The organism is Xanthobacter albus (assembly GCF_043194895.2).
GTDB lineage: Bacteria > Pseudomonadota > Alphaproteobacteria > Rhizobiales > Xanthobacteraceae > Xanthobacter.
Genome location: NZ_CM195532.1, coordinates 430,840 through 444,170 on the forward strand (window position 1 = coordinate 430,840; position 13,331 = coordinate 444,170).

General features: G+C 70.1%; 11 protein-coding genes. 8 read left to right on the forward strand and 3 right to left on the reverse strand.

The window, feature by feature from the left end; all coding sequences use genetic code 11:
• Positions 1 to 51 precede the first annotated feature (51 nt).
• The 8 genes from V5F75_RS01970 to rpe all read left to right on the forward strand — a co-directional run bounded on the left by V5F75_RS01970 (position 52) and on the right by rpe (position 9,806).
• Positions 52 to 1,518: a form I ribulose bisphosphate carboxylase large subunit gene (locus tag V5F75_RS01970; protein ID WP_394036327.1), complete on the forward strand. Its 1,467-nt coding sequence runs from the start codon at positions 52 to 54 to the stop codon at positions 1,516 to 1,518.
• Between the two features lie 11 nt (positions 1,519 to 1,529).
• Positions 1,530 to 1,934, forward strand: a complete 405-nt coding sequence (locus V5F75_RS01975; protein ID WP_394036325.1) for a ribulose bisphosphate carboxylase small subunit — start codon at positions 1,530 to 1,532, stop codon at positions 1,932 to 1,934.
• A gap of 235 nt (positions 1,935 to 2,169) precedes the next feature.
• The gene (gene cbbX / locus V5F75_RS01980) at positions 2,170 to 3,120 is read left to right on the forward strand and encodes a CbbX protein (protein ID WP_394036323.1); all 951 of its coding nucleotides are present in this window, start codon (positions 2,170 to 2,172) and stop codon (positions 3,118 to 3,120) included.
• 81 nt (positions 3,121 to 3,201) lie between these two features.
• Positions 3,202 to 4,281, forward strand: coding sequence for a class 1 fructose-bisphosphatase (locus tag V5F75_RS01985; protein ID WP_394036321.1), 1,080 nt, complete (start codon positions 3,202 to 3,204; stop codon positions 4,279 to 4,281).
• Positions 4,282 to 4,299: 18 nt separating this feature from the next.
• Positions 4,300 to 5,175: a phosphoribulokinase gene (locus V5F75_RS01990; protein ID WP_394036319.1), complete on the forward strand. Its 876-nt coding sequence runs from the start codon at positions 4,300 to 4,302 to the stop codon at positions 5,173 to 5,175.
• Between the two features lie 404 nt (positions 5,176 to 5,579).
• Positions 5,580 to 7,628 carry a transketolase gene (gene tkt, locus V5F75_RS01995; RefSeq protein ID WP_394036317.1) on the forward strand — a complete coding sequence of 683 codons (2,049 nt, stop codon included), beginning with the start codon at positions 5,580 to 5,582 and terminating at the stop codon, positions 7,626 to 7,628.
• Between the two features lie 68 nt (positions 7,629 to 7,696).
• Positions 7,697 to 8,761 carry a class II fructose-bisphosphate aldolase gene (gene fba / locus V5F75_RS02000; RefSeq protein ID WP_394036315.1) on the forward strand — a complete coding sequence of 355 codons (1,065 nt, stop codon included), beginning with the start codon at positions 7,697 to 7,699 and terminating at the stop codon, positions 8,759 to 8,761.
• A gap of 352 nt (positions 8,762 to 9,113) precedes the next feature.
• Complete coding sequence (gene rpe / locus V5F75_RS02005; RefSeq protein WP_394036313.1) at positions 9,114 to 9,806, forward strand: ribulose-phosphate 3-epimerase; 693 nt, start codon at positions 9,114 to 9,116, stop codon at positions 9,804 to 9,806.
• A 144-nt stretch (positions 9,807 to 9,950) separates the two neighbouring features.
• Here the strand turns inward: rpe and murI are convergent, their stop codons facing one another.
• From murI to V5F75_RS02020, 3 genes are all read right to left on the reverse strand, one after another.
• Positions 9,951 to 10,799, reverse strand: a complete 849-nt coding sequence (gene murI, locus V5F75_RS02010) for a glutamate racemase (protein WP_394036311.1) — start codon at positions 10,797 to 10,799, stop codon at positions 9,951 to 9,953.
• A gap of 79 nt (positions 10,800 to 10,878) precedes the next feature.
• Positions 10,879 to 12,405 carry a succinyl-CoA:acetate CoA-transferase ScpC gene (gene scpC, locus V5F75_RS02015; RefSeq protein ID WP_394036309.1) on the reverse strand — a complete coding sequence of 509 codons (1,527 nt, stop codon included), beginning with the start codon at positions 12,403 to 12,405 and terminating at the stop codon, positions 10,879 to 10,881.
• 96 nt (positions 12,406 to 12,501) lie between these two features.
• On the reverse strand, positions 12,502 to 13,296 hold the full coding sequence (locus V5F75_RS02020) for a DUF429 domain-containing protein (protein ID WP_394036307.1): 795 nt from the start codon (positions 13,294 to 13,296) through the stop codon (positions 12,502 to 12,504).
• Between the last annotated feature and the right edge of the window lie 35 nt (positions 13,297 to 13,331).

Below are 13,331 nucleotides of genomic sequence, written 5' to 3' on the forward strand. Positions count from 1 at the left end.
AATCCGCGGCCCGGTGCAACTTTTGTCCAACAAGACAGGAGGGCCGCCAACATGGGTGCCGACGCCGCCATCGGGCAGATCAAGGATGCAAAGAAGAGGTACGCCGCCGGCGTGCTGAAGTACGCCCAGATGGGCTACTGGGACGGCGACTACCAGCCGAAGGACACCGATGTCCTCGCCCTGTTCCGCGTGACCCCCCAGGAGGGCGTGGACCCCATCGAGGCCGCCGCCGCCGTGGCCGGCGAAAGCTCCACCGCCACCTGGACCGTGGTGTGGACCGACCGCCTCACCGCCGCCGACGTCTACCGCGCCAAGGCGTACAAGGTGGAGCCGGTGCCCGGCCAGCCGGGGCAGTACTTCTGCTACGTGGCCTACGACCTCGACCTGTTCGAGGAAGGCTCGATCGCGAACCTCACCGCCTCGATCATCGGCAACGTCTTCTCGTTCAAGCCGCTGAAGGCCGCCCGACTGGAGGACATGCGCCTGCCGGTGGCCTATGTGAAGACCTTCCGGGGCCCGCCCACGGGCATCGTGGTGGAGCGCGAGCGCCTCGACAAGTTCGGCCGTCCGCTCCTGGGCGCCACCACCAAGCCGAAGCTCGGCCTTTCCGGCAAGAACTACGGCCGCGTGGTCTACGAGGCGCTCAAGGGCGGCCTCGACTTCGTGAAGGACGACGAAAACATCAATTCCCAGCCCTTCATGCACTGGCGGGACCGCTTCCTCTACTGCATGGAGGCCGTCAACAAGGCCCAGGCCGAGACCGGCGAGGTGAAGGGGCACTACCTCAACATCACCGCCGGCACCATGGAGGAGATGTACCGCCGCGCCCAGTTCGCGAAGGAGCTCGGCTCCTGCGTCGTAATGGTGGACCTCATCGTGGGGTGGACCGCGATCCAGTCCATCTCCCACTGGTGCCGCGAGAACGACATGATCCTGCACATGCACCGCGCGGGACACGGCACCTACACGCGGCAGAAGAACCACGGCGTCTCCTTCCGCGTCATCGCCAAGTGGCTGCGCCTGGCGGGCGTCGACCACCTGCACGCGGGCACCGCGGTGGGCAAGCTGGAAGGCGACCCCATGACCGTGCAGGGCTACTACAACGTCTGCCGCGAGATGACGACCAAGACCGACCTCGCCCGCGGCCTGTTCTTCGACCAGGAATGGGCGGGCCTCAGGAAGGTGATGCCGGTGGCCTCCGGCGGCATCCACGCCGGCCAGATGCACCAGCTCATCGACCTGTTCGGCGACGACGTGGTGCTTCAGTTCGGCGGCGGCACCATCGGCCACCCCGACGGCATCCAGGCCGGCGCCACCGCCAACCGCGTCGCGCTGGAAGCCATGATCCTCGCCCGCAACGAGGGCCGGGACATCCGCAACGAGGGCCCGGAGATCCTCATCGACGCCGCCAAGTCGTGCGCCCCGCTGAAGGCCGCGCTCGATACCTGGGGCGAGGTGACCTTCAACTACGCCTCCACCGACACGTCCGACTACGTGCCCACCGCGTCCGTCGCCTGAGGAGAGAGAAGATGCGCATCACCCAAGGAACCTTCTCCTTCCTGCCGGACCTCACCGACGCGCAGATCAAGGCCCAGGTGCAGTATTGCCTGGAGCAGGGCTGGGCGGTCTCGGTCGAATACACGGACGATCCGCACCCCCGGAACAATTACTGGGAGATGTGGGGCCTGCCCATGTTCGACCTGAAGGACGCGGCCGGCGTGTTCGGCGAGATCGCCGCCTGCCGCGCCACCTTCCCCAACCAGTATGTGCGGGTGAACGCCTTCGACTCCACCCGCGGCTGGGAGACGGTGCGCCTCTCCTTCCTGGTGCAGCGGCCGGAGAAGGAGGACGGCTTCCGCCTCGACCGCACCGAGGGAGAAGGCCGCGTCCAGCGCTACGCCATGCGCCACCGCGCCCAGTTCGAGGCGCGCTGACCTCGAACGAAAGCGCCGGCCGCCCGCGACCCGTCTGCCTCCGCGGGCGGCCCCTCATGCCCCCGGCCCGGCCTTCGGCCGGCGCCGCGCGGGGCTTGGACAAGAACCTTGGACAAGAACCTTGAACAAGAACCTTGAACAAGACCCATGAGGCCAGCTCAGGGCCTTGCCTTCACCACCACCCGCTTCACCAGCGCGGCTGTTCCCACCGCGCAACTTAGCCGAGGATCGAGCGATGCTTGACGCAACCCTCTCCGCCCCGACCGCCGCGTTGCCGGCGGGGGACGCCGACGGCAGGCTCGACCTCGGTGCTCTCTTCCAGGAGAGCGAGGTGCCGGAATTCCTGGCCGACCTCGAAGCCGAGCTGATCGGCCTGAAGCCGGTGAAGCGGCGCATCCGCGAGATCGCGGCCCATCTCGTCATCGGCCGCGCCCGCGAGACGCTGGGCCTCAACGCCGGCGCGCCCACGCTCCACATGACGTTCACCGGCAACCCCGGCACCGGCAAGACCACGGTCGCCCTCAAGATGGCGCAGATCCTCCACCGCCTCGGCTATGTCCGGCGCGGACATCTGGTCTCGGTGACGCGCGACGACCTGGTCGGGCAGTACATCGGCCACACCGCTCCGAAGACCAAGGAGATACTGAAGAAGGCCATGGGCGGCGTGCTGTTCATCGACGAGGCCTATTACCTCTATCGGCCCGAGAACGAGCGCGACTACGGCCAGGAGGCCATCGAGATCCTGCTGCAGGTGATGGAGAACCAGCGCGACGACCTCGTGGTGATCCTCGCCGGCTACAAGGAGCGGATGGACCGCTTCTTCGAGAGCAATCCCGGCTTCCGCTCCCGCATCGCCCACCACATCGACTTCCCCGACTATGAGGACGACGAGCTGGTGGCCATCGCCAGGACCATGGCCGAGGCAGCGGACTACCGCTTCAGCCCCGAGGCCGAGCAGGCGCTCGCGGAATATGTGACGACGCGCCGCGCGCAGCCCAATTTCGCCAACGCCCGCTCCATCCGCAACGCCTTCGACCGCATGCGCCTGCGCCAGTCGCTGCGCCTGTTCGACGCCGGCGGCCTCACCGACCGCGCGGCGCTGGAAACCCTCACCGAGGGGGACGTGCGGGCAAGCCGCGTGTTCTCCGGCGGCATCGATACGCCGCACGCCGCCGCACGCATTTAAGACTAAAGTTCGATACGAACCAGACCACATGACGGCCCGCCGAACGGGCCGCAGGGCCGAAGACCCAGGGAGAAGAACGCCATGTTGGAGCCTCAGGCGGCGCCGGCCGCCGAAAGCCGTGCCGCGCCCGGCATCACCCTTGCCGCCGCGCTCGATGAATGGGCGGGCGGCGACGGCGCCCGCCGGCAGGTGGCCCGGACGCTGGAAGCGCTGGCGAAGGGCGCCGTGGCGCTCGCCGCCAAGATCGGCGAAGGCCCGCTCGGCGGCGATCTCGCCGCCACCCTCTCCAGCGGCGAGGCCGGCGAGGGGCAGAAGGCGCTCGACGTGATCGCCAACGACATCGTCATCTCCGCCCTCGCCGAAGCGCCCGTGGCGGCCGTGGCCTCGGAGGAGAACGAGGCGAGCGTGGTGCTCGACGAAAACGCGCCGCTGCTGGTGGCCATCGACCCGCTCGACGGCTCCTCCAACATCGACACCGACATGTCGGTGGGCACCATCTTCGCCGTGTTCCTCCGGCCTGAGGGTGTCAGCGCCAGCGATGCCGCCGCCTTCTTCCAAAGCGGGCGCGACCAGCTCGCGGCGGGTTATGTCGTCTACGGGCCGCACGTGGCGCTGATGCTGACGGTGGGCGCCGGCACCTGGCACTTCGCGCTCGACCGCGCCGGCGAATTCCGCCTGGCCGACCCGCGCGTGAGCGTGAAGGAGGGCCTCGCCGAGTTCGCCATCAACATGTCGAACTACCACCACTGGGACGAGCCGGTGCGCGCCTATGTGGACGATTGCCTCACCGGAATGTCCGGCCCGCGCGAGCGCGCGTTCAACATGCGCTGGGTGGCCTCCATGGTGGCGGATGCCCACCGCATCTTCCGCCGCGGCGGCATCTATCTCTATCCCGGCGACGGCCGGAAGGGCTACGCCCAGGGCCGCCTGCGCCTGCTCTACGAGGCCTTCCCCGTCGCCTTCCTGATGGAGCAGGCGGGCGGCGCCGCCACCGACGGGCGCGCGGCCATCCTGGAGCGCACCGCCAACGCCCTGCACCAGCGCGTGCCGTTCGTGTTCGGCGCCAGGGACGAGGTGGCCCGCGTCGCGCGCTACCACCTCGCGCCCGCCGGCCACGGCGAGCGCTCTCCCCTGTTCGCGCGGCGCGGGCTTTTCATCTGATTTCCGGCGGGGCTCAAAATGTCGGTCAAGCATCCCATCATCGTCGTCACCGGCTCGTCGGGCGCGGGGACGACCTCGGTCAAGCGTACCTTCGAGCAGATCTTCCGCCGCGAGGGCGTGAAGGCGGCCTATGTGGAGGGCGACGCCTTCCACCGCCACGACCGGCTTGAAATGCGCGAGCTGATGGCCGCCGAGGCGGCCAAGGGCAACAAGCACTTCTCCCATTTCTCGCCGCAGACCAACCTGCTGGGCGAGCTGGAGACCCTCTTCCGGGACTACGGCGCCACCGGCTCCGGCCGCTTCCGCCACTATGTGCACGACGCCGGCGAGGCCAAGCTCTACGGCGCCGAGCCCGGCCGCTTCACCGGCTGGGAGGCCGTGGAGCAAGGCACCGACGTGCTGTTCTACGAGGGCCTGCACGGCGCGGTGGTGACCGACGACATCAACATCGCCCGCCACGCGGACCTGAAGATCGGCGTGGTGCCGGTCATCAACCTTGAATGGATCCAGAAGATCCACCGCGACAAGGCGACCCGCGGCTATTCCACGGAAGACGTGACCGACACCATCCTGCGCCGCATGCCGGACTACGTGCGCTACATCTGCCCGCAGTTCACCGAGACCGACATCAACTTCCAGCGCGTGCCCACGGTGGACACCTCCAACCCCTTCATCGCGCGGTGGATCCCGACGCCGGACGAATCCATGGTGGTGATCCGCTTCCGCGACCCCCACGGCATCGATTTCCCGTACCTGCTCTCCATGATCCACAACAGCTTCATGTCGCGGGCGAATTCCATCGTCATCCCCGGCAACAAGCAGGATCTCGCCATGCAGCTCCTGCTCACCCCGCTCATCATGAAGCTGATGGACCGCAAGCGCCGGGCCGAATGAGCCCGGCTGGAGCATCCTTCACGCGAACGGGCATCCGCTTCGCCTGAAGATGCCCCAGGGGCCGGGGCGCCGGCTTCGGGCGAGCGCGTTCTCTCGCCCGCGGCGCTCCGGCCCTGCCCTTCGCGGCCCCTTCCCGGCGCACGGGGAAAAGGCCGCGACCCCTCTCCCGCGCGCGTGGGGGAGACGGGGGAGGATGGCACGTTCCAAGAGCCCTGGGACGCGTGGCAGCCATCCTCCCCCACGTCCCCGCCGCGCGCCCGGATCGAGGCGCGGGCGCTGTCCCGCGGGGCGCGGTGCCGCCCCGATGCCGGCCGCGCGCCGACCGGCCAACGGCACCCACGAGAATCCAGCCCGCCGCGCGCCGCGGAGCAGGCCGGCGGACGCCGCCACAGGGAGAGAAGACCATGACCGCCCATGCCATGCCGACCCCACCGGCCCCCGCGCCCGCCCCCGGCGCGCCGGGTGCGCTCTCCTGGCCCGTGACCGCCGCCCTCAGGGCGCTGGCCATGGACGCCGTGGAGCAGGCGAAGTCGGGCCACCCCGGCGCGCCGCTCGGCATGGCGGAGATCGCCGCCGTGCTGTGGCGCGGGCACCTGCGGCACAATCCCGCCGATCCCGCCTGGCCGGACCGCGACCGCTTCGTGCTCTCCAACGGGCACGGCTCCATGCTCATCTATGCATTGCTGCACCTGACCGGCTACGACCTGCCCATCGCCGAGCTGAGGCGCTTCCGCCAGCTCCACGCGAAGACCCCCGGCCATCCCGAGCTGGGCATGACGCCCGGCGTGGAGACCACCACCGGGCCGCTCGGCCAGGGCCTCGCCAATGCGGTGGGCATGGCGCTGGCGGAGAAGACGCTGGCGGCCCAGTTCAACCGGCCGGGCCTGTCCATCGTCGATCACCGCACCTTCGTGTTCCTGGGCGACGGCTGCCTGATGGAGGGCATCAGCCACGAGGTGTGCTCGCTGGCCGGGCGGCTCGGCCTCGGCAAGCTCGTCGCCTTCTACGACGACAACGGCATCTCCATCGACGGCAAGGTGGAGGAGTGGTTCCCGGACGACACCCCCGCCCGCTTCGAGGCCTATGGCTGGCAGGTGCTGCGCGCCGTGGACGGCCACGACCCCGCCGCCATCGCCGCCGCCGTGGAGGCCGCGCTCGCCGAGACCGGCAGGCCGTCGCTCATCTGCTGCCGCACCGTCATCGGCCGCGGCGCCCCCACCAAGCAGGGCCACCAGGACACCCACGGCGCGCCGCTGGGGCCGGAGGAGATCGCCCGCACCCGCGAGGCCATGGGCTGGACGCACGCCCCCTTCGAGGTGCCCGCCGAGGTCTATGCCGCTTGGGACGCCCGCAAGGCCGGCGCCGCCCGCCAGCAGGCCTGGGAGGCGCGCATGGCCGCCTATGAGCGCGCCTATCCGCAGGAGGCGGCCGAGTTCCGCCGCCGCATTTCCGGCGACCTCTCGTCCGCGTTCGCGCCCGCCTTCGACGCCGCGCGCGAGGCCGCCATCGCCAAGCGCGAGACCATCGCCACCCGCAAGGCCAGCCAGCAGGCGCTGGCGGCGCTGGCCCCCGCGGTGCCGGAATTCCTGGGCGGCTCGGCGGACCTCGCCCACTCCAACCTCACCACCTATCCCGGCGCGACGCCGGTGACGCGCGATGCGGCCGGCAACCAGGTGCTCTATGGGGTGCGCGAGTTCGGCATGTCGGCCATCGCCAACGGCATCGCGCTGCACGGCGGCTTCATCCCGTTCGTGGCCACCTTCCTGGTGTTCTCCGATTACGCCCGCAACGCCATGCGCATGAGCGCGCTGATGGGGCAGAGGGTCATCTACATCCTCACCCACGATTCCATCGGCCTCGGGGAGGACGGGCCCACCCACCAGCCGGTGGAGCATGTGGAGAGCCTGCGCCTCATCCCCAATCTCGACGTGTGGCGGCCCGCCGACACGGTGGAGACGCTGGCGGCGTGGTGCTCCGCCCTCACCCGCAGGGACGGGCCCACCGCCCTCATCCTCTCCCGCCAGAACCTGCCCACCTGGGCCCACACCCCCGCCCAGGCCGACGCCATGGCCGACGGCGCCTATGTGCTGCGCGAAGGCGCCGGCACGCCCCAGGCGGTGCTGGTCGCCACCGGCTCGGAGGTGAAGCTCGCCGCCGCCGCCGCCGAGCTGCTGGAGGCGGAGGGCATCTCCACCCGCCTCGTCTCCATGCCCTGCCGCGAGCGGTTCGAGGCGCTCTCCGCCGCCGCCCGCGCGGCCCTGGTGCCGGACATCGTGCCCATCGTGACCGTGGAGGCGGGAGTGACGCGGGGCTGGCGCGGGCTAGGCGGCTCCACCGTCACCGCCATCGGCATCGACCGCTTCGGAGAATCCGCGCCGGAGAAGGAGCTGTGGCCCCTGTTCGGCTTCACCGCCGAGAAGGTGGCCGAGGCCGTGCGCCGCGCGACGGCGTGAACACCGCCGGGAGGGGCGCGCACGCCGCGCTCCCGAACGAACGACATCGCGAACCCAAGGAGAGGATGATGGCCCTCGTGTCCATGCGCCAGCTGCTCGACCATGCGGCGGAGCATTCCTATGGCCTGCCGGCCTTCAACGTGAACAACATGGAGCAGGTGAAGGCCATCATGGAGGCGGCCCGCGCCACCTCCTCGCCGGTGATCCTCCAGGGCTCCGCCGGGGCGCGCAAATATGCGGGCGAGGCGTTCCTGCGCCACCTCATCGCCGCCGCCGTGGAGGCCTATCCGGAGATTCCGGTGGTGATGCACCAGGACCACGGCGCCTCTCCCGCCGTGTGCCTCGCGGCCATCCGCTCCGGCTTCTCCTCGGTGATGATGGACGGCTCGCTGAAGGAGGACGGCAAGACCCCGGCCGACTACGACTACAACGCCGCCGTCACCGCCAAGGTGGTGGAGCTCGCCCATGCGGTGGGCGTCTCGGTGGAGGGCGAGCTCGGCTGCCTCGGCTCCCTGGAGACCGGCAAGGGCGAGGCCGAGGACGGCCACGGCGCCGAGGGCGCGCTCGACCATTCCAAGCTGCTGACCGATCCCGACGAGGCCGCGCAGTTCGTGAAGGCGACCCAGTGCGACGCCCTCGCCATCGCCATCGGCACCTCCCACGGCGCCTACAAATTCACCCGCAAGCCCACCGGCGACATCCTCTCCATCGCGCGGGTGAAGGCCATCCACCAACGCATCCCCACCACCCACCTCGTGATGCACGGCTCCTCCTCCGTGCCCCAGGAGCTGCTGGAGGAAATCCGCACCTACGGCGGCGACATCAAGGAGACCTACGGCGTGCCGGTGGAGGAGATCCAGGAAGGCATCCGCCACGGCGTGCGCAAGGTGAACATCGACACCGACATCCGCCTCGCCATGACCGCGGCCATGCGCCGGGTGGCGGCGAAGAACCCCTCGGAGTTCGACCCGCGCAAGCTGCTCTCCGCCGCCATGGACGAGGCGAAGAAGGTGTGCATCTCCCGCTTCGAGGCGTTCGGCTCCGCCGGCCAGGCGGAAAAGATCCGCCCCATCGATCTCGACGACATGGCCCGGCGCTACGCCGCCGGCAGCCTTGCCCAGACGGTGCACTAGAGCATTTTCGAGCGACGTGGATCCCGGTTCGCGTGAAGAAAATGCGTGATCTCGGGAATCCAGGGCATTTCCCCGACTCCATGCGACGGGGACATGCCCTGACGCCATCGGCCCCGGTCCCCGGACCGGGGCTGATCGAGCGGGCCCGGACGCCGCGCGGGGCGGCGAGAGGACCATGGGCGCAGCCCGTGGTTCCCGGCACGAGGCCGCCGGGCCGGGCCGGGGCTCCGGGAGCGCCCTCCCCCGGAGCCCCGGCCGGCGGGACGACACGCACCTTTCATCGCCCCGCCGTGGAGAACCGGCCCCAGGCCGGCTATGAAGACCGCAGATTCTGAGCATCGAGGAGGCTCCCATGGCCCGCGCGCACCCCGTCATCGCCCCGTCCATCCTCTCGGCCGACTTCACCCGCCTCGGCGCGGAGGTGGACGCGGTGCTCGCCGGCGGGGCCGAGTGGATCCATTTCGACGTGATGGACAACCACTACGTGCCGAACCTCACCATCGGCCCGCTGGTGCTCCAGTCCCTGCGCAAGGCGACCGACGCCTTCATCGACGTGCACCTGATGGTGAAGCCGGTGGACGGCATGATCGAGGCCTTCGCGGGCGCGGGCGCCGACCTCATCTCCTTCCACCCGGAGGCGAGCGAGCATGTGGACCGCTCGCTCCAGCTCATCCGCTCCAAGGGCGTGAAGGCGGGCCTCGTGTTGAACCCCGCCACCCCCCTCTCCGTGCTCGACTACACGCTGGACGCGCTCGACCTGGTGCTGGTGATGTCGGTGAACCCCGGCTTCGGCGGGCAGGCGTTCATTCCCGGCGCGCTCGGCAAGCTGAAGGCCATCCGCGAGCGCATCGACGCCACCGGCCGCGACATCCGCCTGGAGATCGACGGCGGGGTGAAGGTGGACAACATCGGCGCCATCGCGGCGGCGGGGGCGGACACCTTCGTGGCCGGCAGCGCCATCTTCGGCGCGAAGGACTATGCCGCCACCATCGCCGCCATGAAGCGCGAGATCGGCGCCGCCACCGGCGCGGCCGCCGCCGCCTGAACCGCGGCCCGGCACGCCATCGGCTCCGGTCTCCGGCCGGCGCGAGGCGTGTTTCGCCTGCAAGTCGGGTTCGCCCGAACGCCGCGTCGGCCCCGCCGGAAGCCCAAGGGAACGGCCCGTGAGGACGTTCGCGGGCCTTCGGCGTCAGGGCGCGGGCGCGAAGGCCACCGTGCGGCCGAAGAAGCGCGAGGCGATGCGCGAGGCGAGGACCGGATCGCCCGTGGTGAGGAACCGCCGCGCGCCGGCGCCGCCCGTGTCCAGCTCCGGGTGGCGGCCGAGGTAGGCGCCGAGGCTGCGCGCCGTCACCTCGGGCTGGGACAGGATGCGCGTCTTGGCCGGCAGCGCGCGGCGGAACAGCGGCTCCACCAGCGGATAATGGGTGCAGCCGAGGATGCAGACATCGGGCGCGCGGCCCCCCATCCCCGCCAGCAGGTCGGCCGCATAGCCCTCCACGGCGCGGGCGAGCGCCGCTTCCCCCGCATCGTCCTCGATCAGCCGCACGAGGCTGGGGCAGGCCTGCTGCCACACCTCCACGTGGGGCGCGCGCTTGTGGATCTCCCCCGCGAACGCGCCGCTCTCCACCGTGTGGCGGGTGGCGAACACCGCCGCCGCCACCTCGGCCTCCCTCGCCGGACGCGCCAGCGGCGGCTGGTCGGCGATCCAGGGCACGCCCGTCACCTCCTCCACCACCGGCACGATGACGCCGAGCACCCGCCGCGCGGGATAAGCGCGGGGCAGCCATTCGCGCTGCAGCCGGCGCAGGCCACGCGCCGCCGCCGTGTTGCAGGCGAGGATCACCAGCCCGCAGCCCTCGCGGAACAGCCGCTCCACGGCGCGCACAGTGAGGGCGTAGATCTCCTCGGGCGACTTGTCGCCATAGGGGGCGTGGGCGTGGTCGCCGAGATAGACGAGGTTCCGGTCCGGAAGGGCCGCATCGAGGGCGCGCATGACCGTGAGGCCGCCGCTTCCCGAATCGAAGACACCGATGCTCATGGGCAGGTTCATGCCGGGAAAAGCCGGCCGCGGCCAGCCCCCTCCCCTCGGGGAGAGGGCCGTTCGCGCGGGGCCGCGCTCAGGCGATCTTGCGTTCCGCCTTGGCGTGCATGGAGCCGGTCTCGCGCGCCCGCACATGCCAGGAGAGGGCCTCCTCGATGATGTGGGGCGTGTGGCCGCCGCGCGCGGTGGCGCGGGCGAAATAGTCTTCCATCTCGTCGCGGAACGTGGGGTGCACGCAATTGTCGATGATGACGCGCGCCCGCTCGCGCGGCGCCAGCTCGCGCAGGTCGGCGAGGCCCACCTCGGTGATGAGGATGTCCACGTCGTGCTCGGTGTGGTCCACGTGGCTCGCCATGGGCACCACGGAGGAGAGCGCCCCGCCCTTGGCGATGGACTTGGTGACGAACACCGAAAGATAGGCGTTGCGGGCGAAATCGCCCGAGCCGCCGATGCCGTTCATCATGTGGGTGCCGCCCACATGGGTGGAGTTCACGTTGCCGTAGATGTCGAATTCCAGAGCCGTGTTGATGCCGATGATGCCGAGGCGGCGGATGATCTCCGGATGGTTGGAGATCTCCTGCGGCCGCAGGATGAGGCGCGACTTGTAGTCGGTGATGTGCGGCATCACCTGGTCGTGCTTGGCCTTCGACAACGTGATGGACGAGCCGGAAGCGAAGTTCATCTTGCCGGCGTCGAACAGGTCGAAGGTCGAATCCTGGAGCACCTCGGAATACATGGTGAGGTCATGGAACGGGCTCTCGATGAAGCCGTGCATGACCGCGTTGGCGATGGTGCCGATGCCCGCCTGGAGCGGCTGCAGCCGCTCGGTGAGGCGGCCGATCTTCACCTCGTGCTTCAGGAACTCCATGAGATGGGAGGCGATGGCCGCGGTCTCGTGGTCCGGCGGCAGCACGTTGGAGGCCGAATCCAGCTTCTCCGTGATGACGATGGCCGCGATCTTCTCCGGCGGGATCGGGATGAAGGGCAGGCCCACCCGGCTCTCGGGCGTCACCACCGGAATCGGCTCGCGGAACGGGCGGCGGGTGGGGATGTAGATGTCGTGCAGGCCTTCCAGCTCGGCCGGCTGGGTCAGGTTGATCTCGACGATCACCTTCTCCGCCAGGATGGCGAAGGTGGCCGAATTGCCCACCGAGGTGGTGGGCACGATGCCGCCGGACGCGGTGATGCCCACCGCCTCGATCACCGCCACGTCGATGGGGCCGAGCTGGTGGGTGCGCAGGTGCTCCACCGTCTCCGACAGGTGCTGGTCGACGAACATCACCTCGCCGGAATTGATGGCCTTGCGCAGCGCCGGGTCCGACTGGAAGGGGATGCGGCGCGAGAGCAGGTGGGCTTCCGCCATCTGCTTGTCGAGGTCGTTGCCCAGCGAGGCGCCGGTGATGAGGGTGATCTTGAGCGGCTCGCCCCTGGCGTGGGCGTCCTTGGCGCGGGCGGCGAGCGCCATGGGCACCGCCTTCGCCTCGCCGGCGCGGGTGAACCCGCTCATGCCGAGGATCATCCCGTCCTTGATGTGGCTGGCCGCTTCCTCGGCGGACACGATCTTGTCGCGCAGGGAGGCGAGGCGAATACGATCTTGAGGCATGGCGGCGTTCCCCCGAGGGTTTCCTCAGTCAGTCTTCTCGTCGCGCATAGCGAGCGCGGTGCGTTCCTCGGAATTCGACTAAAGGCAATACGCCCCTCAGGCCATGATGCAAACCGGCAGGCCGAATATGTCGCGCCCCGGCGGGTCGGGAAAGCGCAAAGCCTTGCCATATGCCACTCTTTCGGCGCTCCACGCGCAGGCACACGCATCGATCAGGTCGTCCAGCCCTGCTTTGAGCGCAAGGGCGCATTGCACCACAAGCGCATCCACCGGTATTCCATGGGACGCGAGCAGAGACCGCCGCAGCTCCAGCCCGGGCGGATGCGGGCGATTCCCCACCTTCTTCGGCAGCGCCAGGGGCTGGCCGCCGTTCATGGCCCAGAAGGCCACCTCGGGGTGGCATTCATGCACCATACCGACGAGTTCCGGCCGCGCGCGCAGCAGGGCATCCGCCTCGCCGATCTTCGGAAACAGGTGAAAGCACTGCTTCGCCACCGCCCGCGGCGGATCGGAGGTGGCGCGGGCCGCCGCGCAGGCGGCGCGATAGCGCGCGCCCTCGTCCTCCCCATCGGCGAGGCCCGCCATCACCGCCGCACGCGCGGGCACGGAAAAGACGCTGGACTGCCGCGCGCCGAGCTGGGGCCGCACCAGCCCCTCGGGCACGCGCCCGCCCGGCCCCACCCGCTCCGGCAGGCCGATGGGAATGTCGATGGCGACCACGGGAAAGGGCGGCTCCGCGAGGAGATCCTCAAGCCGCGCGAGGCGGCTCAGCTCCAGGCGCGATCCGCCATCCCAGCGCGCGCAGATCCAGCCGCCGCGACAGCCGTCGATGCCCACGAAGCCGGGGCCCGGATGCGCGCTTCCCGCAGGGGGCGCCAGTGTCGTCGTCATGGAGCGGCCCGTCATTCCACGGCGCCCCCTGCCGA

Bases quoted from the DNA above. Each gene is read 5' to 3' on its own strand.
- V5F75_RS01970 (WP_394036327.1), top strand. From the start codon at position 52: ATGGGTGCCGACGCCGCCATCGGGCAGATCAAGGATGCAAAGAAGAGG.
- V5F75_RS01975 (WP_394036325.1), top strand. From the start codon at position 1,530: ATGCGCATCACCCAAGGAACCTTCTCCTTCCTGCCGGACCTCACCGAC.
- cbbX (WP_394036323.1), top strand. From the start codon at position 2,170: ATGCTTGACGCAACCCTCTCCGCCCCGACCGCCGCGTTGCCGGCGGGG.
- V5F75_RS01985 (WP_394036321.1), top strand. From the start codon at position 3,202: ATGTTGGAGCCTCAGGCGGCGCCGGCCGCCGAAAGCCGTGCCGCGCCC.
- V5F75_RS01990 (WP_394036319.1), top strand. From the start codon at position 4,300: ATGTCGGTCAAGCATCCCATCATCGTCGTCACCGGCTCGTCGGGCGCG.
- tkt (WP_394036317.1), top strand. From the start codon at position 5,580: ATGACCGCCCATGCCATGCCGACCCCACCGGCCCCCGCGCCCGCCCCC.
- fba (WP_394036315.1), top strand. From the start codon at position 7,697: ATGGCCCTCGTGTCCATGCGCCAGCTGCTCGACCATGCGGCGGAGCAT.
- rpe (WP_394036313.1), top strand. From the start codon at position 9,114: ATGGCCCGCGCGCACCCCGTCATCGCCCCGTCCATCCTCTCGGCCGAC.
- murI (WP_394036311.1), bottom strand. From the start codon at position 10,799: ATGAGCATCGGTGTCTTCGATTCGGGAAGCGGCGGCCTCACGGTCATG.
- scpC (WP_394036309.1), bottom strand. From the start codon at position 12,405: ATGCCTCAAGATCGTATTCGCCTCGCCTCCCTGCGCGACAAGATCGTG.
- V5F75_RS02020 (WP_394036307.1), bottom strand. From the start codon at position 13,296: ATGACGACGACACTGGCGCCCCCTGCGGGAAGCGCGCATCCGGGCCCC.